The 20,836-nt window shown below is 74.1% G+C and carries 19 protein-coding genes; 9 read left to right on the forward strand and 10 right to left on the reverse strand.

Annotated features, from left to right (window positions below; all coding sequences use genetic code 11):
- Positions 1-51 precede the first annotated feature (51 nt).
- The gene (locus IFT45_RS11890) at positions 52-648 is read left to right on the forward strand and encodes a DinB family protein (RefSeq protein ID WP_192128330.1); all 597 of its coding nucleotides are present in this window, start codon (positions 52-54) and stop codon (positions 646-648) included.
- Here IFT45_RS11890 and IFT45_RS11895 read toward each other — a convergent pair.
- From IFT45_RS11895 to IFT45_RS11905, 3 genes are all read right to left on the reverse strand, one after another.
- A complete protein-coding gene (locus IFT45_RS11895) occupies positions 645-2,981 on the reverse strand; it encodes a UvrD-helicase domain-containing protein (RefSeq protein WP_192128332.1) in 2,337 nt (778 codons plus the stop codon). The two genes, IFT45_RS11890 and IFT45_RS11895, sit on opposite strands and share 4 nt — an antisense overlap.
- Before the next feature lie 133 nt (positions 2,982-3,114).
- On the reverse strand, positions 3,115-3,954 hold the full coding sequence (locus IFT45_RS11900) for an aldo/keto reductase (protein WP_185232997.1): 840 nt from the start codon (positions 3,952-3,954) through the stop codon (positions 3,115-3,117).
- On the reverse strand, positions 3,954-4,328 hold the full coding sequence (locus IFT45_RS11905; protein ID WP_056056273.1) for an FKBP-type peptidyl-prolyl cis-trans isomerase: 375 nt from the start codon (positions 4,326-4,328) through the stop codon (positions 3,954-3,956). Before IFT45_RS11905 ends, IFT45_RS11900 begins: the two co-directional genes overlap by 1 nt.
- 62 nt (positions 4,329-4,390) lie before the next feature.
- Here IFT45_RS11905 and IFT45_RS11910 point away from each other — a divergent pair, with 62 nt between their 5' ends.
- Positions 4,391-5,749 carry an MFS transporter gene (locus tag IFT45_RS11910; protein ID WP_192128334.1) on the forward strand — a complete coding sequence of 453 codons (1,359 nt, stop codon included), beginning with the start codon at positions 4,391-4,393 and terminating at the stop codon, positions 5,747-5,749.
- A 42-nt stretch (positions 5,750-5,791) separates the two neighbouring features.
- On the opposite strand, the gene IFT45_RS11915 is transcribed toward IFT45_RS11910, so the two are convergent.
- Positions 5,792-7,186 (reverse strand): PrsW family intramembrane metalloprotease, encoded by a 1,395-nt coding sequence (locus IFT45_RS11915; RefSeq protein ID WP_192128336.1) that lies wholly within the window; start codon positions 7,184-7,186, stop codon positions 5,792-5,794.
- A 57-nt stretch (positions 7,187-7,243) separates the two neighbouring features.
- On the opposite strand from IFT45_RS11915, the gene IFT45_RS11920 reads away from it, so the two are divergent.
- Complete coding sequence (locus IFT45_RS11920) at positions 7,244-8,362, forward strand: YihY/virulence factor BrkB family protein (protein WP_192128338.1); 1,119 nt, start codon at positions 7,244-7,246, stop codon at positions 8,360-8,362.
- 16 nt (positions 8,363-8,378) lie between these two features.
- On the opposite strand, the gene IFT45_RS11925 is transcribed toward IFT45_RS11920, so the two are convergent.
- Positions 8,379-10,025: an aspartate ammonia-lyase gene (locus IFT45_RS11925; RefSeq protein WP_235491234.1), complete on the reverse strand. Its 1,647-nt coding sequence runs from the start codon at positions 10,023-10,025 to the stop codon at positions 8,379-8,381.
- A gap of 226 nt (positions 10,026-10,251) precedes the next feature.
- On the opposite strand from IFT45_RS11925, the gene IFT45_RS11930 reads away from it, so the two are divergent.
- Entirely contained in the window at positions 10,252-11,826 is a 1,575-nt protein-coding gene (locus IFT45_RS11930) for an MFS transporter (RefSeq protein WP_244637965.1), read from the forward strand.
- A gap of 106 nt (positions 11,827-11,932) precedes the next feature.
- Here IFT45_RS11930 and IFT45_RS11935 read toward each other — a convergent pair whose 3' ends face one another.
- The 3 genes from IFT45_RS11935 to IFT45_RS11945 form a co-directional block, all read right to left on the reverse strand.
- Positions 11,933-12,142, reverse strand: coding sequence for a hypothetical protein (locus IFT45_RS11935; RefSeq protein WP_192128340.1), 210 nt, complete (start codon positions 12,140-12,142; stop codon positions 11,933-11,935).
- Positions 12,139-13,431, reverse strand: coding sequence for an inorganic phosphate transporter (locus tag IFT45_RS11940; RefSeq protein ID WP_192128342.1), 1,293 nt, complete (start codon positions 13,429-13,431; stop codon positions 12,139-12,141). The genes IFT45_RS11935 and IFT45_RS11940 overlap by 4 nt, the downstream gene beginning before the upstream one ends.
- A gap of 119 nt (positions 13,432-13,550) precedes the next feature.
- Positions 13,551-15,119 carry a carboxylesterase/lipase family protein gene (locus IFT45_RS11945; RefSeq protein WP_192045970.1) on the reverse strand — a complete coding sequence of 523 codons (1,569 nt, stop codon included), beginning with the start codon at positions 15,117-15,119 and terminating at the stop codon, positions 13,551-13,553.
- A gap of 226 nt (positions 15,120-15,345) precedes the next feature.
- Here IFT45_RS11945 and IFT45_RS11950 point away from each other — a divergent pair, with 226 nt between their 5' ends.
- Positions 15,346-17,058, forward strand: a complete 1,713-nt coding sequence (locus IFT45_RS11950; protein WP_192128343.1) for a sodium:proton antiporter — start codon at positions 15,346-15,348, stop codon at positions 17,056-17,058.
- Between the two features lie 16 nt (positions 17,059-17,074).
- Positions 17,075-18,475, forward strand: a complete 1,401-nt coding sequence (locus IFT45_RS11955; RefSeq protein WP_156370010.1) for an ABC transporter permease — start codon at positions 17,075-17,077, stop codon at positions 18,473-18,475.
- An 8-nt stretch (positions 18,476-18,483) separates the two neighbouring features.
- On the opposite strand, the gene IFT45_RS11960 is transcribed toward IFT45_RS11955, so the two are convergent.
- Both IFT45_RS11960 and IFT45_RS11965 read right to left on the reverse strand, forming a co-directional pair.
- Positions 18,484-18,819 carry a hypothetical protein gene (locus IFT45_RS11960; RefSeq protein WP_056056285.1) on the reverse strand — a complete coding sequence of 112 codons (336 nt, stop codon included), beginning with the start codon at positions 18,817-18,819 and terminating at the stop codon, positions 18,484-18,486.
- Positions 18,820-18,973: 154 nt separating this feature from the next.
- Positions 18,974-19,465, reverse strand: a complete 492-nt coding sequence (locus IFT45_RS11965; RefSeq protein WP_056056287.1) for an 8-oxo-dGTP diphosphatase — start codon at positions 19,463-19,465, stop codon at positions 18,974-18,976.
- A 56-nt stretch (positions 19,466-19,521) separates the two neighbouring features.
- Here IFT45_RS11965 and IFT45_RS11970 point away from each other — a divergent pair, with 56 nt between their 5' ends.
- From IFT45_RS11970 to IFT45_RS11980, 3 genes are read left to right on the forward strand one after another with little or no spacing between them, the layout of a single operon-like run.
- Complete coding sequence (locus tag IFT45_RS11970; protein ID WP_056056289.1) at positions 19,522-19,872, forward strand: hypothetical protein; 351 nt, start codon at positions 19,522-19,524, stop codon at positions 19,870-19,872.
- A gap of 35 nt (positions 19,873-19,907) precedes the next feature.
- Positions 19,908-20,462, forward strand: a complete 555-nt coding sequence (locus tag IFT45_RS11975; protein WP_192128344.1) for a hypothetical protein — start codon at positions 19,908-19,910, stop codon at positions 20,460-20,462.
- Between the two features lie 10 nt (positions 20,463-20,472).
- The gene (locus tag IFT45_RS11980; RefSeq protein WP_056056292.1) at positions 20,473-20,778 is read left to right on the forward strand and encodes a hypothetical protein; all 306 of its coding nucleotides are present in this window, start codon (positions 20,473-20,475) and stop codon (positions 20,776-20,778) included.
- Positions 20,779-20,836: the final 58 nt, after the last annotated feature.

Genomic DNA, 20,836 nt, shown 5'->3' on the forward strand with positions numbered 1-20,836 from the left:
GGGGGCGACGGGGGCTGGTGCCGGGAGCCGCGACGCGGCACCCTGGGGGCCATGGACCAGAAGGAGACGCTGCAGCGCTACCTCTCTCGCCAGCGGGGCGACCTGCTCGGCAAGCTGGAGGGCCTCGGCGAGCACGACGCCCGTCGACCGCTCGTGCCGAGCGGGACCAACCTGCTCGGCCTCGTCAAGCACACGGCCCTCGTGCAGCTCGGCTACCTCGGCGACGTCTTCGGCCGGCCGTCGCCGCTCTCGCCCGCGTGGTCCGACGACGAGGTCGACCCCGACGCCGACCTGTGGGCGACCGCCGACGAGAGCCGCGCCTCGATCGTCGACCTGGCCCGGCACTCCGCCGAGCACGCCGACGCGACGGTGCGCGAGCTCGACCTCGACTCCCCCGGCCTCGTGCCGTGGTGGTCGGCGGGTCGACAGGAGGTCACGCTGCACACGGTGCTCGTGCACCTCTGCGTCGAGACCGCCCGGCACACGGGGCACGCCGACCTCGCCCGTGAGCTCGTCGACGGTCGCCTCGGCTCCGGGCCGGGCGACCCGAACGTGCCCGACCGAGACGCGACGGGCTGGCGCGCCCACCACGACCGGGTCGCCGAGGCCGCCCACCGGGCGGCCGGGCTGGAGCAGCCCCTGCGCTAGCCGACGACGGTGAGGCGCTGCGTCGGGCGGGTCATCGCGACGTAGAGGCTGGCGGCGCCGCGGGCCGACGAGGCCCGCACGCCCTCGGGGTCGACGATCACGACGGCGTCGAACTCGAGGCCCTTCGACGTCGCGGGGCTGAGCACCGAGATCGGCTTGGTCAGCGACGCTGTGCCGGGGGCGACCTGCCCCGGGAACAGCTCGACGAGCCGGTCGACGAGCGGGCCCACCAGGCCCTGCGGGGTGATGACGGCCAGCGTCCCGGAGTCGTCGACGGCCCGGTCGGCGGCGACCGCCTCGACGCCGGCGGCGACGAGGGCGTCACGACCCGCGACTCCCCCTGCTCCTCCGGCCCCGACGGCGACCTCGCGCACGGGCCACTCGCTCGACCGGACGGAACGGCTGGGCGTGATGCGCAGCCCCGCCTCGATCGCCAGCCGCTCGGCGTGGTCGACGATCTGGCTCGGCGTGCGGTAGTTGACGGTCAGCTCCTCCAGGCGCCAGGGCGCCGAGGTGCCGGCGACCGACGAGCCCCGACGGCGACCGAGCAGGCTCTGCAGCGCGACGTCCCACGAGGAGGCCGCGGCGGGGCTCGACGCCTGGGCGATGTCGCCCACGACGGTGAACGAGCGCAGCGGGCAGCGTCGCGAGAGCAGGCGCCACTGCATCGGCGAGAGCTCCTGCGCCTCGTCGACGACGACGTGGCCGAAGGCCCAGGTGCGGTCGCCGGCGGCGCGCTCGGCGGTGGTCATCGACGCGGCGCGCTCGGCGAAGCCGCCCGCGATCTGCTCGGCCGAGACCATGCCCTCCACGCCCATGTTCTCGATGGCGCGCTCGGCGTTCTCGATGTCGCGCTTGCGCTGCTGCTTGCGGGCCAGCCTCTCGGGGTCGACGCCGGCCTGGAACTCGCCCAGCAGCTCGGCGGCCTCGTCGAGCAGCGGCACGTCGGAGATCGTGAACTCGGAGCCGCGGGGCCGCTGCAGCAGGGCACGCTGCCGCGGGCTCCAGCGCTGGGTGATCGTCGCGAGCCACTGCGGGCGCGCGTAGAGGTCCTCGATCAGCTTCTCGGCCGACAGGGGCAGCCACGCGGTGTTCAGCAGCACCTTGACGTCGTGGGTCTGGCGGATGTCCTCGCGCAGCACGGCCTCGTCGGACTCGTCGACGGTCGTGCCGTGGTCGCGCATCTGCGCCACGAGCTGGCGGGTCAGAGCCGAGAGAGCCGCCTTGTTGAAGGTCACGCGGCCGACGTTGTGCTGCTTGCCGCGCTCCTGCGCCTTGCGCATCGCCTCGGCGACGAGCTCGGGCTGCACGACGAGCCGCTCGCCGTTGACGTCGATCGTCGTCGGCTGCGTCGGTCGCACCTGCCGCGACCGCACCGCCCGGCGGATCAGGTCGGCCATCTCGGCCGAGCCCTTGAGGGCCGCGACCTCTGGCGCGTCGTCGGTCTGCGCCTCGACGCCCGGGTAGAGCCCGCCGAGGCTCGAGAGCACGACGCCGGTCTCGCCGAGCGACGGCAGCACCTGCTCGATGTAGCGGAGGAACGACCGCGACGGGCCGACGACGAGCACGCCCGACCCGCGCAGGCGGTCGCGGTGCGAGTACAGCAGGTACGCGGCGCGGTGGAGGGCCACCGCCGTCTTGCCGGTGCCGGGCCCGCCCTGGACGACGAGCACGCCGTCGAGGGGCGAGCGGATGATGACGTCCTGCTCGGCCTGGATGGTCGCGACGATGTCGGTCATGCGGCCGGTGCGCTGCGCGGTGAGCGCCGCCATCAGGGCGCCCTCGCCCTGCAGCTGGACGTCGTCGCGGTCGAGCAGCTCGGGGTCGAAGACCTCGTCCTCCAGGCGCGTGACGCGACGGCCGTCGAGGGTCAGGTGCCGACGAGCCCGGGCGCCCATCGGCGTCGCCGCCGTGGCCTGGTAGAACGCGCTGGCGCCGGGCACGCGCCAGTCGAGCAGGATCGGGTGGTGCTGCTCGTCACGGAGGCCGATGCGGCCGATGTAGCGGTAGCGGCCGCCCGTGCCGGGCATCGCCACGGCGTCGCCCTGGCCCAGCTCGTCCGGCTGCTCGAGCTCGAGGCGGCCGAAGGCGAGGCGCTCGTCGACGGCGCCGAGCTGCGCGATGGTGTCTTCGTAGAGACGTGCGTAGGCGTCGCGCTCGCTGCGGCTCTGGTGGTTGCCGCCCACGGACTCGGCCCGGACGCGCTCGAGGCGCACGCGGGCGTCCTCCTTGAGCTCGTCGAGACGGGCGTAGAGCGTGCCCACGTAGGAGCGTTCGCGGTCGAGCTCGGATGATGTCACTGGCGGTCGCACCCCTCGGGAAAGTCGGCGCATCAGTCTACCGTCCACGCGACTCCCCCCGGCTCCACCCCCGGTGCCGCCGGGGCCGCGGGCACCACGACGAGACCGCACCGGCCCGGTGCGGGTCGGTGCGGTCCCGGGGTCGTGCCGGAGGCGCGGTGAGGGCCTAGAACTCCTCGTGCGTCTCCGGGTCGCCGTCCCACAGCCGGCCGCGCTCCAGGCCGCTGATCGCGACGACCTCGGCCTCGGTGAGCTCGAAGTCGAAGACGTCGAGGTTCTCGCGCTGCCGGCCGGGGTCGGCCGACTTCGGCACCGGCACGGCGCCCAGCTGGACGTGCCAGCGGAGGACGACCTGCGTGGGCGTCTTCCCGTGGGCACGGGCGATCTCGGTGACCACCGACTCCGTCAGGAGCTCGCTCTGCTTGGCGAGCGGGCTCCAGCTCTCGGTGACGATGCCCATCCGCTCGTGCACCGCGCGGAGCTCGGCCTGCGGGAAGTACGGGTGCAGCTCGACCTGGTTGACGACGGGCACGACGCCCGTCTCGTCGGCGAGGCGCTGCAGGTGGGCCTCGGTGAAGTTCGAGACGCCGACGGAGCGGACGAGGCCGTCCTCCTGCAGCTTCACGAAGGCGCGGAACGCGTCGACGTACTTGTCGACCCGGGGCAGCGGCCAGTGGATCAGGTAGAGGTCGACGACGTCGACGCCGAGCGTCGCCCGGCTCTCCTCGAAGCTGGCCAGGGCCTCCTCGTAGCCGTGGTGGCGGCCGGGCAGCTTGGTCGTGACGACGAGCTCGTCACGGGGCACGTCGACGCGGCGGATCGCCTCGCCGACGGCGCCCTCGTTGCCGTAGTTCAGGGCGGTGTCGAGGAGGCGGTAGCCCGACTCGATCGCGCCGGCGACCTGCGCCGCGCCCTCGTCGCCGTCCATGCCGTAGGTGCCGAGCCCCAGCGCGGGGATCGTGTGCCCGTCGGCCAGGCCGACCGACGGGGCGGGACGCAGGGCCATCAGCTGACGCCGAGGAGGTCGATGACGAAGATCAGGGTCTTGCCCGAGAGCGGGTGGCCGCTGCCGGCGGGGCCGTAGGCCAGCTGCGGCGGGACGACGAGCTGGCGGCGGCCGCCGACCTTCATGCCGGGGATGCCCTCCTGCCAGCCCTGGACGAGCGCGGCGAGGGGGAAGTTCACGGACTCGCCGCGGCTCCAGGAGGAGTCGAACTCCTCGCCGGAGTCGAACTCGACGCCGAGGTAGTGGACGTCGACGGTCGAGCCGCGCTGGGCCTCGGCGCCGTCGCCGACGGTGATGTCGCTGATCTCGAGGTCGGCGGGGGCCGGGCCGGTGGGAGCGTCGATCTCGGGCTTGGTCTGGGGGTCGTGTGTCATGCCTCCCATCCAAGCACCCGACCCCGGCACCACGGTGCGCGCGCGTGGACGATGATGGAGGCTTGTCCACTCCAGACCCCGCCCCCGAGACCGCGCCGTCCGAGGGCGCCCCGAAGGCCGCCGAGGCGCGCCGGCCGCTCTTCGTCGACACGACCCCGCTCCGGGCGAGCCCCGCCTTCGCACGGCTGTTCGTCGGCAACACGATCAGCGGCATCGGCACGCAGCTCACCCTCGTGGCCGTCGGGCTCGAGGTCTACGAGATCACGCGCTCGACGTTCTCCGTCGCCCTCGTCGGCGTCGTCTCGCTGGTGCCGATGATCCTAGCCGGCCTCTACGGCGGCATGCTCGCGGACGCCTTCGACCGCCGCAAGGTCGCGCTCGTCGCGGCCGTCTTCGCCTGGCTCTCGACCGGGGCGATCGCCCTGCACGCCTGGCTCGGCCTCCGCGAGGTGGTGCTGCTCTACGCCCTGACCTGCGTCAACGCGGTCGCGGGCACCATGATCGCGACCTCCCGGGCCTCGATCATCCCGCGCCTCCTGCCGGTCTCGCTGCTGCCCGCCGCCTCCGCCCTCAGCGGGATCGGCACCGGCCTGATGCTGACGGTCGGCCCGGCGCTCGCGGGGATCCTCGTCGCCGGCGTCGGCTTCCCGCTGACGTACACGGTCGACGTCGTCCTGTTCAGCACCGCCTTCCTCGGCATCGTCACCCTGCCGCCGATCCGGCCCGAGGGCGAGACGCAACGGCCGGGGCTCTCGTCGCTGATGGTGGGCCTGCGCTTCCTCCGCCGCTCCCCCAACATCCGCACCACGTTCGTGCTCGACATGGTCGCGATGACCTTCGGCCAGCCGCGCGTGCTCTTCCCCGTCGTCGGGGCCGTGGTGATCGGAGGAGGCGCGGTGACGGTCGGTGTCCTCACCGCCTCGTACGCCTTCGGGGCGCTGCTGAGCAGCGTGTTCAGCGGCCGCCTCGGCCACGTGCGCCTCCAGGGGCGCGCCGTGCAGCGGGCCATCGCGGTCTACGGCGGGTTCGTGCTCGCCTTCGGCCTCGTGCTGCTGCTCGCCCCCGGCCACGGGTCGGGCGGCCTGACCGAGGGCCTGGCCGAGGCCGACCTGCTGCCGCTCGCGGCGGCGGCGCTGGCGCTGGCCGGCGCGGGGGCGGCCGACAACGTCAGCTCGATCTTCCGCTCGACCATCCTGCAGGCCGCCGCGCCCGACTCCATGCGGGGGCGGCTGCAGGGCATCTTCATCGTCGTGGTGACCGGCGGGCCTCGGGTCGGCGACCTCTTCGTCGGGCTCGTCGCCGTGGCCGGCGTCGCCTGGCCCCCGCTGCTCGGCGGCGCGCTGATCGTGGTGCTGATGGTCGTCGCGGCCCGGCTCACGCCCTCGTTCGGCCGCTACGACGCCGCGCACCCGACGCCGTGACCGCCTGACGCCTGACCACCGGACGCCTGACCGCCGGACGCCTCACCAGTGCGGCGGCGGGACCGGCCGACCCCAGGGGTCGGTCTGCGGCGCCGCGCCGCCGGACTGACCGCCCTGCCAGTACGAGCCCTGCCCCCCGGCGGGCGGAGCGCCCCAGCCGGCCTGCGTCGGCGGCAGCTCGGGCCGCGGGGCGTGGCCCACGAAGGCGGCGGTCGGCGCCTGCAGGGCCGCCCGGCTGCGGGCGAGGGCCGTCAGCAGCTCGCCCTCGTCGCGCTGGGCCGACGGGTCGCCGCCGCGGCTGCCCTTGACCATCCGCTGCCGGGTGAACGCGAGGCGCGTGGCGTCGGAGACGAAGCGCTTCATGGCCGGCCCCACGCCCGCCGCCGCCGCCCAGCGCCGGGCCCGTCGACGACCGGCCGAGGTCGAGAGCATCGCGACCTCGTCGGCGCTGAACCAGCCCACGGCCGCGTACTCCGCGAGACGGGCGTGCGTCACGCGCCGCTCGTTGCGGCGCAGGAAGACCACGAGGCCGATCATCGCCAGGAAGATCGGCACCTGCACGAGCAGGTAGTAGACGAAGAAGGAGTCGCCCACCACGACGAGCGCGCCGTTCCAGAGCGCGTGCAGCAGCACCGCGGGCACGAGCCCGAGGAAGAAGAAGCCGATCGCGCCGTAGGGGCCCGTCCGCCGGGCCGCGTAGCCGAGCGCGATGCCCGTGCACGCGGTGTACATGACGTGGGCGAACGGCGACATCAGGGCCCGCACGACGAAGACGAAGACAAGCCCCTGGCTGCCGCTGAACAGGTCGTCGGTCACCTGGACCGCGAAGTACTGGATGTTCTCGACGAAGGCGAACCCGGCCGCCACGGTCGCGGCGTAGACGATGCCGTCGACCGGCCCGTCGAAGTGGCGGCGGAAGATCCACAGCACGAGCAGCACGCCGAAGCCCTTGGCGGCCTCCTCGACGATCGGCGCCTGGACGACCGCGCCGAGCACCTCGGAGCCGCTCGAGGCGCCGATGCCGACCAGCGACTGGACGGAGCCGACCACGAGGTCGACGATCAGGGCCGTGCCCACCGACACCGCGCCTCCCCACAGGAAGGCGAAGAGCAGGGCGACGCGGGGCTCGGGCTCCCAGCGGTCGACGAGCCAGATGCCGGTCAGCACGATCGCGAGCGGCACGAAGGCGAGCACGCTCGCCGCGACGATGACGGCCGGCTGCAGGAAGAGCAGGAAGTAGACGACCACGGCGAGCGCGAAGACGCCGATGACGGTGAAGCCGACCGCGAGCGAGACGGTGCTCGCCACGCGGCGTCGCGGGGGCGCCTGGGTGAAGACGGGCTGCACGGGGTACCAGACGGGGTCGGGGTTCGAGACCACGGGGCGCTGGGGGTCGTGGGGCCAGGGCTGCTGCCCGCGAGGGTCGGTCCAGGTCATGGCACGACCCTACGCACCCGGCACGGGGAGGGCGCGCCGCGACGGTACCCTCGGGGGATGCCGTCGACGAGGTCCCTGCCGGAGAACCCGTCGCTCACCCGCTACGTCGTCATGCGGGTCTGGCACGACTTCCTGCGGCACCGCACGATCGACGCCGCCGCGGCCCTCACGTTCTTCTCGACGCTGTCGATCCTGCCGACCGCCCTGGCGCTCGTCTCCGGCGTCGCGCTCTTCCAGGAGGGCGAGGAGGCGGTGGACGAGATCTTGGGGGTCGCCCGCTACGTGCTCACCCCGTCGGCGGTCGACACCCTCCGGGGCCCGCTGGAGCAGATGCTCAGCCTCTCGAACCCCGGCGTCGCGTTCGGCATCGGGCTGTGGCTGACCCTGTGGTCGCTCTCGTCGTACACGACCGCGTTCGGCCGGGCGATGAACACCGCCTACGACGTCGAGGAGGGGCGCCGGATCTGGAAGTTCCGGGGCCACATGATGATCGTCACGCTCGTGCTGATGGTGTCGTTCGCCGTCATCGCGACCATCCTGCTCGTCACGCCGACGCTCGCCCGCGGCATCGGCGACGCCGTCGGGTTCGGGGAGCCGTTCCTCACCCTCTGGAACGTGCTGAAGTGGCCTGTGCTCGTCGCGCTGGCGGTCTTCGCGGTCGCGATGCTCTACTACTTCACCCCCAACGTGCGCCCACCGCACCTCCGCTGGGTGTCGTACGGCGCCATGTTCGCCCTCGGCATCTGGGCGGTCTGCACCGTCGGGTTCGCCCTCTACGTGACGACCTTCTCGAACTACGACCGCTTCTACGGCTGGCTCGGCATGGTCATCGTCGTGCTGCTCTACTCGTACATCAGCAACTTCGTGCTCGTCATCGGCGGCGAGCTCGACAGCGAGGTGCTGCGGCTGCGGCAGCTGCGCCGCGGCCTGCAGGCCGAGGAGGTCATCCCCCTGCCGATGCGCGACACCGCCCGCAACCACATCCTCGCCCGCAACTCGGCGTGGGACGTCAGGGTCGGGCGCGCCATCCGCGAGCGGGCGCTCCGCGAGAACGGCGGCGTGCTCGACGCGGACGAGCTGCGGCACCTGCAGCTGCGCGGCGGGCGCCTGATCGGCGAGGGGACCATCCGCCGCGCCTTCGGGCACGAGGACGAGCCCGAGGTCGAGACGGACTGAGGCCGGCGCCCTCGCGTCAGCCCGCGGTCTCGTCGCCGGGGTTCCGCGCACCCGACTCGGCGGCGGCGCGCGTGACGGCCTCGACCGGGTCGGCGTCGACGTCGATGACCGGGATGGCGCTCGTGACCGCTTCGAGCCCCGACAGCCGCGCCGGCGAGAGCACCTTGCGGACCTGCTCCTCGCTCATCAGCCCGGCCGCGACGACGAGCGTCGAGATCGAGGCGTTCGTCGTGAGGGCCGTGTGCGCGATCGAGGCCGCCGCCGAGTAGCCGATGTAGGGCGTCAGCGCCGTCACGCTGCCCACGTTGGTGTCGACCTGCTGGCTGAGGCGGGCGCGGTTCGCCTCGATGCCGTCGACGCAGTTGACCCGGAGGGTGCGGCAGGCCGCGGTCATCCACTGGAGGCTCTGCATCACGGAGTGCGCGATGACCGGCTCGAAGGCGTTGAGCTGGAGCTGCCCCGCCTCGGCGGCCATCGTGACGGTGACGTCGGCCCCGGCCACGGAGAAGGCCACCTGGTTGACGACCTCGGGGATGACGGGGTTGACCTTGCCCGGCATGATCGACGACCCGGCCTGGCGCGGCGGCAGCGTGATCTCGCCGATGCCGGCCTGCGGGCCCGACGAGAGGAGGCGGAGGTCGTTGCAGATCTTCGAGAGCTTGATCGCGCTGCGCTTGAGCGCCCCGCTGAGGGTCATGAACACGCCCGTGTCGCTCGTCGCCTCGATGAGGTCGGGCGCCGTGACGAGCTCCATGCCGCTGAGCTCGCCGAGGTGGCGGCGCACGGCCTCGGCGTAGAGCGGGTCGGCGGTGATGCCCGTGCCGATCGCGGTCGCGCCGAGGTTGATCTCGCCGAGCAGCGGCACGACGTCGCGAAGCCGCTGCACGTCCTCGCCGAGGGTGTGCGCGAAGCCGACGAACTCCTGCCCGAGCGTCATCGGCACGGCGTCCTGCAGCTGGGTGCGGCCCACCTTGAGCACGTCGTGGAACTCGGCGCCCTTCGTGGCGAAGGCCGTCGCGAGCAGGTCGAGCTCGTCGAGCAGGCGGCGCAGCGTGAGCACCATGCCGATCTTGACCGAGGTCGGGTACGTGTCGTTCGTGCTCTGGCTGCGGTTGACGTCGTCGATCGGGTGCAGGTGCTCGTACTCGCCCTTGCCGTGGCCGAGGAGCTCGAGGGCGCGGTTCGCGATCACCTCGTTGCTGTTCATGTTCGTGCTCGTGCCCGCGCCTCCCTGGATGACCCCGACCGCGAACTGGTCGTGGAGCGCCCCGCCGCGGATCTCGACGCAGGCCCGCTCGATCGCCTCGGCCTTGCGCGGGTCGAGCACGCCGATCTCGACGTTCGCCCGCGCGGCCGCCTGCTTGACGAGGGCGAGGGCGACGACGAGGTCGGGGTAGACCGAGATCGGCCGCATGCTGATCGGGAAGTTCTCGAGGGCCCGGGCGGTGTGGATGCCCCAGTATGCGTCGGCGGGGACCTCGCGGCTGCCGAGCGAGTCGCTCTCGACCCGGGTGGCGGCCCGGGCCGCGCGGCGCGTGCGCCCGGCGGCCGCGGCGCCGGTCGCGGGCCCGGCCTCGTGCTCGGGCCCGGGCTGGGGCGCGCCCTGGAGCAGCGGCGGAGCCGCGTCGGGAGCGTCGAGGGGGGTCAGGTCGTCAGTCGTCACGGTCGTCGTGCCTCCGTCGTCGTGCGCCCCGCGGCCTCGTGAGCTGCGGTGGTCGGCCCTGCCGAGCCTAGCGAGACGAGGAGGCGCGGGTCGGGACTCCGGGCGATGATCGACAGCTGTCGGTCACCTCCCGAACTCGTGGGAAGCTTCTCGGGCCGGCGAACGTTGCAGTGCCTGCACCTCGACCCGCTCCACCGCCGCCTCCGGGCCCCTGCCGAGAAGACAGATGACGCTGACCCACGACGACGCCCAGCCGGGCGACCCCACCCCCACGGCCCCCTCCCGCTCGGCCTCGCAGGCCGACGCGACCGCCGCCTCCCCCGGGCCCTCCGCGGAGCCGGGCGACCGGCGCCGCGCCCGGGAGCGCGCCCGGCTGACGCGCACCCGCGACCCCCGCGTCGTGATCGCCGTGCTCGCCTTCTCGGGCATGGTGGCGGCGCTCATGCAGATGCTCGTCATCCCGATCGTGCCGTCGTTCCCGGAACTGCTCGACGCCGACCCGGCCGACACCACCTGGATCATCACGGCCACCCTGCTCGCCGGGGCCGTCGTCACGCCGATCGCGGGCCGCCTCGGCGACCTCTACGGCAAGCGCCGCATCGTGCTCGTGCTCGTCGTCGTGATGGTGATCGGCTCGGTCGTCGCCGCCACGACCTCCGAGCTGGTGCCGCTGATCGTCGGCCGCGCCCTGCAGGGCACGGCGCTCGGCATCATCCCGCTCGCCATCAGCATCCTCCGCGACACGCTGCCGGCCGAGCGCCTCGGCGGCGCCGTCGCGCTCGTCAGCGCGACGCTCGGCTTCGGCGGCGCGATCGGCCTGCCGCTCAGCGCGTACATCTCGGTCACCTTCGACTGGCACGTGCTGTTCTGGACGGCCGCCGCGCTCGGCGTCGTGGTCTTCGCCCTCGTGGCGACGCTCGTGCCCGTCAGCACCCTCAAGACCCCCGGGCGGTTCGACCTCCCCGGGGCGATCGGCCTCGCCGTGGGCCTCACGGGCCTGCTGCTCGCCGTCTCGAAGGGCAACGACTGGGGCTGGGCGAGCACCTCCACGCTCGTCTCCGGCCTCGCCGGCCTCGTCGTGCTCGTCGCGTGGGGCGCCTACCAGCTGCGCGTCGCGAGCCCCCTCGTCGACCTCCGCGTCGCCGTCCGGCCCGCGGTGCTGCTCACCAACCTGGCGTCGGTCGCCCTCGGCTTCGCGCTCTTCGGCAGCAACGTCTCGCTGCCGCAGCTGCTCGAGCTGCCCGCGGAGACCGGGGTCGGCCTCGGCCAGACCGTCATGGTCGCCTCGCTCTGCCTCGCCCCCTCCGGCGTCGTGATGATGTTCATGGCCCCGGTCGCCGCCCGCGCCACCGCCCGCTTCGGCGCCCGGCTCTGCCTCGTCGTCGGCGGCGCGATCATCGTCGTCAGCTACGCGGTCGCGGCGCTCGCCTTCCGCGAGGTGTGGCAGATCGTGCTCGTCTCGGTGCTGATCGGCTTCGGCATCGGGCTCGCCTACGCGGCCATGCCGACGCTCATCATGCACGCGGTGCCCGCGACCGAGACCGCCGCGGCGAACGGCCTCAACACCCTCATGCGGTCGCTCGGCACCACGAGCGCCTCGGCCGTCGTCGGCCTGCTGCTCACCGCGAACTCCGTGCCGTTCGGCGACGCGTCCGTGCCGACCGAGGCGGGCTTCCGCCTCACCTTCGTGCTCGGCGGGGCGGTCGCCCTGGTCAGCGTGCTGCTGGCCCTGGCCATCCCGCGGCGCGAGCCGGAGTACGAGCGCGTGGCGCTGCCGACCGGGCCGGTGCGCACGAGCTGACCCGCGCCTCCCGCACCACCGAGAGGGCCCCGACGTCGTCGACGTCGGGGCCCTCTCGCGCTGCCGCCGCCGCGGGGAGGCGGGGCGGCGGATGAGCGGGGCGACCTCAGCCGTGCAGGCCGGGGACGATCAGGTAGATGCCGTAGAGCACCCCGAGCGCGCAGACCACGAAGCACGCGTAGCCGGCCGCCGCGCGGGCGGTGCTGCGGCCCTCGAGCGTCACGAGCCGCAGGCCCAGCGAGTACACGCTGACGAGCGCGGCCGCCGAGAACAGCGAGACGAGCGCGACGACGACGAACGCGGACCAGTCGATCATCGGTTCTCCTCCTTGTCGGGGCGGGGGCCGCCCGAGAGCGTGCCGCGCGGGGCGACGGTCGGGGCCGCCTCGTCGAGGCGCACGAACGGGGCCTCGACGCCGGAGGCCGGCGTGTCGACGCGGCCCTTCTTCTCGAGCCGACGGGCCCGGCGGCGCGAGAGCACGCTCGTCGCGGCGACGTCGACCTCCATCGCGGCGCCCTGCTCGTGCGGGCGTCGCCGCGACAGCAGGAAGATGCCGCCGATCACGACGATGCCCACCACGACGTCGACGACGAGGCCTGGCGTGCCGAGCGTCGCGATCAGGGCGGCGACGGCGCCGACGGCGGCCGAGGCGGGGAGCGTGATGAACCAGGCGGCGACGATCTTGCCGGCGGTGCTCCACTGGATCTTCGAGCCGCGGCGCCCGAGGCCCGCGCCGATGATCGAGCCGCTGGCGACCTGCGTCGTCGACAGCGCGAAGCCGAGGTGGCTCGAGGCGAGCACCGTGGCCGTCGTCGACGCCTCGGCCGCGAAGCCCTGGGTCGGCTTGACCTCGGTGAGCCCGCCGCCCATGGTCTGGATGATGCGCCAGCCGCCGGTGTAGGTGCCGAGCGCGATCGCGAAGGCGCAGACCACGACGACCCAGAGCGGCGGTCCGCTGCCGGCGCCGAGGGCGCCCGAGGCGATCAACGTCAGGGTGATGACGCCCATCGTCTTCTGGGCGTCGTTGGTGCCGTGGGCGAGGGCGACGAGCGACGAGGTGAAGATCTGGCCGTAGCGGAAGCCCCCGCGCTCGCTCTTGTCGTCGCGGCGGCGCGTGATCGTGTAGGCCAGGCGGGTCGCGGTGTAGCCGACGAGGCCGGCGATCAGCGGCGCGAGGAGCGCCGGCAGCACGACCTTGGAGAGCACGACCGAGAAGTCGACCGAGCTGACGCCCGCCCCGACGACCGCGGCGCCGATGAGGCCGCCGAAGAGAGCGTGCGACGAGCTGGAGGGCAGGCCCCGCAGCCAGGTGATCATGTTCCAGACGACGGCGCCGATCAGGCCCGCGAAGATCATCTCGGGAGAGATCTGCACGCCTCCGTCGCCCTCGCGGATGATGCCGCCCGACACGGTCTTGGCGACCTCGGTGCTGAGGAAGGCGCCGACGAGGTTGAGGACCGCCGCCACCGTGACCGCGACCTTGGGCTTCATCGCCCCCGTCGCGATCGGGGTCGCCATGGCGTTCGCCGTGTCGTGGAAGCCGTTGGTGAAGTCGAAGAACAGGGCCAGGGCGATGACCAGGACGACGATGAGCGTGAGATCCACCGGGGAACTCTCGCAGCATGGTGAACGCCGGTCAACTCGGAGGTGGACGGCGGGGTACAGGCAGGTGGACGACAGGTGTCCGCGCGCCGTCCGCAGGGCTGCCCGGGCCGCCCACCCGCTCAGATGTGCGGCACGAACGCCTGCCAGGCCCGACGGCGCTCGCCCCGGGGGTCGTGCTCGACGCGGTCGCGCGCGTCGATGATCAGGGTGCGCCGTCGGAAGGGGTCGTACGGGGGCCAGCCGTCGACCTCGCCCGTCCGCACGAACTCGATCCAGCGGGCGCGCATCCGCGCCGCCGTCCGCAGGAAGGCCCGGCGCCCGCCGAGGGCGCTCATCGCCCAGCCGAACGCCGAGCCCATCCGGTCGTGCAGGGCCATCAGCTCGAGCCCGTGGAAGGCGTCGACGCCCGCGACGGCGAGCATGCGCGGGGCGGCGTCGAACCGGTAGAAGTACACGGGCTGGTGCACGGCGTGCCGCTCGGCGACCTTGACGGTCGGGAACCAGAACGCGAAGTCGCCCCCGAAGTCGAGGGCGGCCCGGCGGTCGGCGGGCAGGCCGGGGTACTGCCGCTTGATCGCCTTCCGGCTCTTCTTCTCGGTGGCGGCGAAGATCGCGCGGATGCGCGGCTTGGTGGTCGCGAGGATGTCGCGACGCCCCGTGAAGACCGAGCCCTCGCGGTCGTTGGTGCCGATGATCAGCGGGACGGGGTGCGCGCGGCCCGCCTTGAAGGCGTCGAGCGGTCGCTCGGGCAGGAAGTCGCCGTCGATGACGGGGCTGAGGCTGATGGTGCCGGGCTGCTCGTCGGGAGTCCGCAGCTGCAGCTCGGCCGAGGCCCGCACGACCGCCGCGACGGGCGCCTCCGCCAGCATCCGCCCGGCGTCCTCGACGGAGGTCGACTCGAGGTCGTCGTCGCTGACCTGGTGCGTCAGCAGCTCCAGGAACTCCCCCGCCCAGCGGCGCGTGACGTCGGGCGGGTAGAGCGCGTTCGTCGGCGAGCTCTGGGCGATGGCGCGGTGGAACAGCCCCCGCGCGGCCGGGACGGTCATCAGGGTGGTCACCGCGTTGCCGCCCGAGCTCTCGCCGGAGAGCGTCACGGCGCCCGGGTCGCCGCCGAACGCGCGGACCTCATCGCGGACCCACTCGAGCGCGGCCACCTGGTCGCGGAGGCCGAGGTTCGACTCCAGCGGCCGCTCGGGCGTCGACCAGGCCGTGAAGTCGAGGTAGCCGAAGGCGCCCAGCCGGTAGTTGAAGCTCACGTAGACGATGCCGCCCTCGCGGACGAGCGCCTCCCCGTGCCGCGGGTGCTCCCGCGAGGAGCCCACGCTGTAGGCGCCTCCGTGCACGTAGACGAGCACCGGGAGGTCGTCGCCAGGACGGGAGCCCTCGGGGGCGACGACGTTGATCGTGAGGCAGTCCTCGTCGGTCGGCGTCGTCGCGTCGACGCCGACGAACTGGCCGCGGTCCTGCGGGGCGGCCGGCCCGAAGTGCGCGGCGTCGCGGACGCCCCGCCAGGGCTGCGCGGGGGCGGGCGCCCGGAAGCGCCGCGGGCCGGTGGGAGGCGCGGCGAAGGGCATCCCCCGCCACGCGACGACGCCGCGCTCGTGCACGCCGCGCACCCGGCCGTGCGTCGTGTCGCGCAGCAGGTCGGCGGCCTCGACGGCGGGGGCGGGTCGGGCGGCACGGGTCATCCCCCGACCCTACGACCCGCGGGCGCGGACGCCGGGGCGCTGCCGCCCGGGCGACGCCCGTCGTTCATCCGGCCGCCTCCCGCCGGTCGCCTGCGAGACTGGGTGCAGACCGTGCACCGAGCCGCGTCGAGCCGCGTCGAGCCGACCGGCTGGCGCCGCCGCACGCACCACCGCACCGCACCGCACCGCACCGCACCGCACCACGACCCCGGAGGACCCGCGCCGCATGGAGCTCGCCGAACTGCTGATCATCCTGAGCGGCTCGCTCCTCGTCACGGCGTTCGCGCGCTGGCGGGGCCTGCCCGCGCCCCTGCTCACGGTCGGCGTCGCGCTGCTGGTCTCGTTCGTGCCCGGGGTGCCCGACATCGAGATCGACTCCGAGGTGATCCTCACCGTCGTGCTGCCTCCCCTGCTCTACTCGGCGTCGCTCGACGTGTCGCTGCTGAACTTCCGCGAGAGCCGCGTGCAGATCCAGCGGCTGGGCATCGGCGCCGTCGTCGTCACGGCGTTCGTCGTCGGCGGCGTCGCGTACCTGCTCATCCCCGACATGACCCTGCCGGCTGCGATCCTCGTCGGCGCCGTGGTCGCCCCGCCCGACGCGGTGTCGGCGGCGGCGATCGGCCGCAAGCTCGGCCTGCCGCGCAAGGTGATGACCGTGCTCTCGGGCGAGAGCCTGATCAACGACGCGGCCTCGCTGACGCTGGTGAAGGTGTTCCTCGCGATCGTGGGGGGCGCCTCCCTCACCCTCTGGCAGGACCTCGGCATCTTCGGCCTCGCGATCGGCGTGGGGGTCGCGGTCGGCCTCGTGCTCGGCGTCGTGGCCCACCGGGTGCGGATGCGGATCGACGACCCGGTCATCGAGAACGTCATCGGGCTGCTGCTGCCGTTCGTCGCGTACATCCTCGCCGAGGAGCTCAGCGGGTCGGGCGTGCTCGCGGTCGTCGCCGCCGGCCTCTACGTCGGCTTCAACTCGCCCCGCACGGGCTACGCGACGCGGCTGCAGGAGCGGCCGTTCTGGGCCGCCGCCGACGTGCTGCTCGAGGGCTTCGTCTTCGCGCTGATCGGGCTGCAGCTGAAGACCGTCGTGCTCGACGTCGCCGAGAGCGACCGCGGGCTCGCGCAGAGCGTCGGGGTGGCGTTCGTCGTGCTCGCCGTCGTGGTGCTGGTGCGGCCGGCGTTCGTCTTCGCGACCTACTACGCGGCCCGCGTGCTGCGGTACCTGCTGCTCGGCCGCCTGCTCCGTGGCCTGCGACGGGTGCCGGCCCTGCGCCGCCTGCGGTACCGCCCCCAGCCTCGCCTCGACCGGCGGCAGCTCACCGTGATCTCGTGGACGGGCATGCGCGGCGTGGTGACGCTCGCGGCGGTCGTGTCGATCCCGGCCGTGACCGACAGCGGCGTGCCCGTGCCCGCCCGCGACACGATGTTCCTCATCGCGTTCGTCGTGACGGTGGGGACGCTGCTGCTGCAGGGCCTGACGCTGCCGGCCCTCATCCGCCGGCTCGGCGTGCAGGACACCACGCAGCGCGACCGCGACCTCGCGGCGCAGCTGGCGCTCCTCACGACGAGCACCGACGAGACCCTCGCGTACGTCCAGAGCCGCCGCCCCGCGTGGGAGGAGCTCTACGGGCCCGAGCTCACCGAGCGCGCGGTGCAGGCGACGACCGTGCGGCTCGTGCGCCAGTCGGAGGCGCTGCGGCGCGGAGCCCTCGAGGACGCCGAGGACCGCGAGCCGTCGAGCGCCGAGCGCGACCGACGGCGTGCGGTGCCCCGGGCGATCGGCCAGATCCGGCGCGAGCTGCTCGCGAAGCGCCGCGAGGTCGTGCTGCGCGAGCGCGACGCCGGGAAGCTCGACGAGGAGGTCATGCGGCAGGTGCTGCTCGGCCTCGACGCCGAGGAGCTCGCGATGGACACGAACGCGGTGTCGAGCACGCGCTCGTGAGGCGTAGCGTGGCGGCGTGATCGTCGGCCGCGGGGTCGGCGGCGCCGGAGGAGGACGAGGACACGTGACGCGAGGCCGGGCAGACGACGGGGCCACGACCACGGGGGCGGGCCGTGCCACGGGGGCCGGCGGGACCGCCGTCGCCGACGGGGCCGAGAAGCCGCCGGTCGGCGCGTTCCGCCGCTGGTACTCCACCCTCCACCCGTCCCTCCAGCTGATCGGCCTGCAGCTCTGGCTGCCGCTCTTCTTCATCGTCGGGTTCTGCCTCTGCTACATCGCGGCCTTCCACGCCCCGCACCCGCACGACGTGCCGATCGCCGTGGTGGGCTCGTCGTCGGCCGCGTCGACCCTGCAGGCCGACCTCGACGACGCACAGCCCGGCGTCTTCGACGTGCGCTCGTACGACGACCTCGACACGGCGCAGGAGGCGGTGCTCCGGGGCCAGGTGGCGGTCGCGGTCGACCCCGGCGACGCGCAGCTCTACAAGGCGAGCGCCCACCAGTACCAGGTCTCCGCCCTGATCCCCGCGATGCTCACGCCGGTGCTCACCGCCGAGGGCGACGCCCCGACCGTCGTCGACCTCGCCCCGCTGCCGGCGTACGACGAGTACGGCACGGTCTCGCTCTACCTGATGCTCGCCTGGTGCATCGGCGGCTACATGGTCGCCATGTTCATCGGTCTCATGGGCGCGCCCCTGCGGCACCGGACCCGCGTCACCGTGATCCTCGTCGGGGCCGCGGTCATCTCGCTCGTGACGAACCTGCTCGCGGGGCCCGTGGTGGGCGCCGTGCAGGGCCACTTCGCCGAGCTCGCCCTGCTCGGCTGGGCCTGGATCGTCGCCATCGGGCTCGCGGTCAACGGCATCAGCTACTTCGTCGGCCGCTTCGTCGCGCTGCCCGCGATGATCGTCTTCGTCTTCCTGTCGATGCCCGCGTCGGGCGGCGCGTACCCGGCGTGGTTCATGCCCCAGCCGTTCGCCGCCCTGAACGCCGTCGTCGTGGGCAGCGGCATCACCGAGATGCTCAAGCGCGTGCTCTACGACGTGGGGCCGGGGTACTCGCGCGGCCTGACGATGATGGCCTCGTACGCGGTGGCCGGCGTCGTGCTCATGCTCGTGGGCAAGCGGTGGTGGGAGGCCCGGCGCGTGCGGCGGATCGTCGAGGGGCGGACGACCATGTTCGCGGACGCCCAGACCGCGAACCGCGAGTTCCTCACCGCGGAGCGGGACGAGGTGCTCGCCCGCCACGGGCTCGTCGCGACCGACACGGGCACGATCCGCACCGTGCCCGACGACGAGCGGGCGCAGCTCGACGAGGGCGGCGACATGATGTTCGGCGCCGCGGGCGGCCTCGAGGCCGAGGAGCTGCCGACCCGCCCCGTGCGCGTGGTCGACGAGCGGGACGCCCGCCAGGGCTGAGCGAGCCGCTAGAGGTCGACGCCGCCGCGGTGGGCGCCGTCGAGGTGGACGCCCTGCCACGAGGCGCCGTCGAGCTGCTCGGCGAGCGTGCGGGCGGCGGTGCGGTCGGCGCTCGCCGAGGCGAGGGCGGTGACCCCGAACCCGACCAGCAGGGCGAGGAGGCCGAGCGTCGAGACGAGCATGCCCGGCCCCCCGACGACGGCGCCGACGACGAACAGGCCAGCGGCGGCGGTCCAGGCGACCACGACGGCGGCGGTGCGGACGGCCGAGAGGAGACGCGAGGAGGCGGTGGCCCGGCGGCGGATCCGGGGGGCGTCGAGGGCCAGGCCGTCGTAGCTGCTCACAGGGGTCCTCCGCAGGGGGTCGTGGGGGCGTTCTGTCACCCGGTGTGACGTCTCCCCTCGACACTACGGAGGGCCGCGGGGGCCGTCTGCCCCCTCTCCCGGTGACACCCGAGAGGGGGAGGGACAGGCCCGTGTCCCCCTTGTGGCCGACGGGTCAGCGGGGGTCGGACGAGCCTGCGGCGGCCTCCGAGACGACCGTCGCGAGGTCGGCCCCGAAGGTGTACGTCGCCGCGACGTGTCCCCCGGCGAGCACGCCGGGCAGCCAGCGCCGGGCGTCGTCCCACATGGCGTCGAGCGGCAGGGCGTCGACGTCGTGCCACGCGGGGTCGAGCTCGTCGGTCTCGACCGGCTCGCCCCGCCAGCGGCGCGCGACGAAGACGGACGACCGCTGGCTCCAGGCGGGCCGGTGCGGGAAGAGGTAGAGCAGCTCGCCCCGCGCCTCGAGGTCGGCCGGGTGCACCTCGACCCGCGCCTCCTCGACGATCTCGCGGACGGCCGCCTCGACGGGCGTCTCGGAGCCCTCGAGCTTGCCGCCGAGGCCGACGTGGTAGCCGACGCCGAGCCCGGTCTTCTTGCGGCCGAGCAGCACCTGCCGGCGCCCGTCGACCTCGCGCAGGAGGTAGGTGACGCACACGTCGTAGGCCATGTCGGCAGGCTAGCGGTCGACCGGGTCGTCAGCCTGCCCGGCGTAGGCTCGACGGCATGCCCGAGACGCCCGACGCCCTCCGCGGCGGCGTGCCCGAGTTCCGCGGGGCGGGTCGCAGCCTCGAGGTGCTGCGCGCCGAGGCCCACGACGAGCTGGCGGCCCTGATCGAGCTCCGCTGCCGGGGCGGCGAGGACCCGTGGGACGTCATCCCGGGCCTCCCCACCGTCGACGAGCAGGTGGTCATCTCGCTGCGGGCCGACGCCCGCGGGGTCGACGGCGTGCCCTACGGGGGCGGCGGGGGCGCGGACGACGAGCTGCGGTTCCTCCGCGGCGTGGCCCTCTGGCACCCGGAGCTCTCCCGCGCGGTGTGGTCGCTGATGGGCCGCATCGACGCCGCCTCGCGCTGACTCCCCCTGTCGGTGGGCGGCCGTAGCCTGGCCGCATGCTCTGGACCGACGTCGTCACCGTCACGCTGGGCGCCTTCGTGGGCGCCGGCGCCGCCTTCGGCGCCAACCTGCTCGTGCGCTGGCTCGAGTCGCGGCGGGCCGAGGCCTCCGCGCTGAACGAGCTCGTCACCGAGATCCACTTCCGCCGCGTGCTTCACCGCATCGTGCCGACGCGCAGCCCCGACGCCGAGACCGCCGACCCCGACTGGGCGACCGCGCGGCGCTCGATCGGCGGCCTGCGCGGCGTCGTCCGCTCGGCCCGGCGGCAGACCCGCCCGCGGTCGTCGGCGCTGCCCGTGCTCAACGAGATGACCCTCGCCTGCAACACCTTCCTCGACGACAGCGAAGACGCGCCCGACCTCTACCGCCTGCACCTCATGCAGCTGCACGCCCGGCTCAACGCCGGCGTGCGGCGGCTGCGCTCGCAGCGTCGCGCGATCGCCGACCTCGAGCCGGGCCAGGCGCGGCTCGGCCCGACCGTCGCGGGGCTCCGGGCGCCGACCGCCGTCGCCGACGGGCCGGCCGACACCGAGGCGGGGAGGCGCGGGTAGCGTCGGCCGCATGAGCGACGCACCCGAGACCCCCGCCCCCGCCGACGCCACCGCGACCGACCCCGTCGAGGCGGCCGACGAGCAGGCCCAGTTCGACGCCGCCCGCCTCGCCGCGGGCGAGGACGTCGACGGCACGGCCACGCTCTCCACCGCCTCCTCGGCCGCCGCGCCGGAGAAGGCCGGCACGCAGGACGCCCTCGACGACGCGGCCCGCGAGGCGGCCGCGCCCGACCCCGCCGACGTCCACGTCGCCTCCGACGAGTACCCCGAGCGCCCGCGCCTGGGCGGGATCACCGCGAGCGACACGCAGATCTGACCCGCGCCTCCCCGGGGGCCCTCGAGCCTCCGCGGGGCTCGGTGGCCCGTGCCCGCCC

Origin of the sequence: Frigoribacterium sp. CFBP 13707 (assembly GCF_014842245.1) — a bacterium.
GTDB lineage: Bacteria > Actinomycetota > Actinomycetes > Actinomycetales > Microbacteriaceae > Frigoribacterium > Frigoribacterium endophyticum.

What these genes read in the sequence shown, in the direction of transcription:
- IFT45_RS11890 (WP_192128330.1), top strand. Translation starts at nt 52, where the DNA reads ATGGACCAGAAGGAGACGCTGCAGCGCTACCTCTCTCGCCAGCGGGGC.
- IFT45_RS11895 (WP_192128332.1), bottom strand. Translation starts at nt 2,981, where the DNA reads ATGCGCCGACTTTCCCGAGGGGTGCGACCGCCAGTGACATCATCCGAG.
- IFT45_RS11900 (WP_185232997.1), bottom strand. Translation starts at nt 3,954, where the DNA reads ATGGCCCTGCGTCCCGCCCCGTCGGTCGGCCTGGCCGACGGGCACACG.
- IFT45_RS11905 (WP_056056273.1), bottom strand. Translation starts at nt 4,328, where the DNA reads ATGACACACGACCCCCAGACCAAGCCCGAGATCGACGCTCCCACCGGC.
- IFT45_RS11915 (WP_192128336.1), bottom strand. Translation starts at nt 7,186, where the DNA reads ATGACCTGGACCGACCCTCGCGGGCAGCAGCCCTGGCCCCACGACCCC.
- IFT45_RS11920 (WP_192128338.1), top strand. Translation starts at nt 7,244, where the DNA reads ATGCCGTCGACGAGGTCCCTGCCGGAGAACCCGTCGCTCACCCGCTAC.
- IFT45_RS11930 (WP_244637965.1), top strand. Translation starts at nt 10,252, where the DNA reads ATGACGCTGACCCACGACGACGCCCAGCCGGGCGACCCCACCCCCACG.
- IFT45_RS11935 (WP_192128340.1), bottom strand. Translation starts at nt 12,142, where the DNA reads ATGATCGACTGGTCCGCGTTCGTCGTCGTCGCGCTCGTCTCGCTGTTC.
- IFT45_RS11945 (WP_192045970.1), bottom strand. Translation starts at nt 15,119, where the DNA reads ATGACCCGTGCCGCCCGACCCGCCCCCGCCGTCGAGGCCGCCGACCTG.
- IFT45_RS11950 (WP_192128343.1), top strand. Translation starts at nt 15,346, where the DNA reads ATGGAGCTCGCCGAACTGCTGATCATCCTGAGCGGCTCGCTCCTCGTC.
- IFT45_RS11965 (WP_056056287.1), bottom strand. Translation starts at nt 19,465, where the DNA reads ATGGCCTACGACGTGTGCGTCACCTACCTCCTGCGCGAGGTCGACGGG.
- IFT45_RS11970 (WP_056056289.1), top strand. Translation starts at nt 19,522, where the DNA reads ATGCCCGAGACGCCCGACGCCCTCCGCGGCGGCGTGCCCGAGTTCCGC.
- IFT45_RS11975 (WP_192128344.1), top strand. Translation starts at nt 19,908, where the DNA reads ATGCTCTGGACCGACGTCGTCACCGTCACGCTGGGCGCCTTCGTGGGC.
- IFT45_RS11980 (WP_056056292.1), top strand. Translation starts at nt 20,473, where the DNA reads ATGAGCGACGCACCCGAGACCCCCGCCCCCGCCGACGCCACCGCGACC.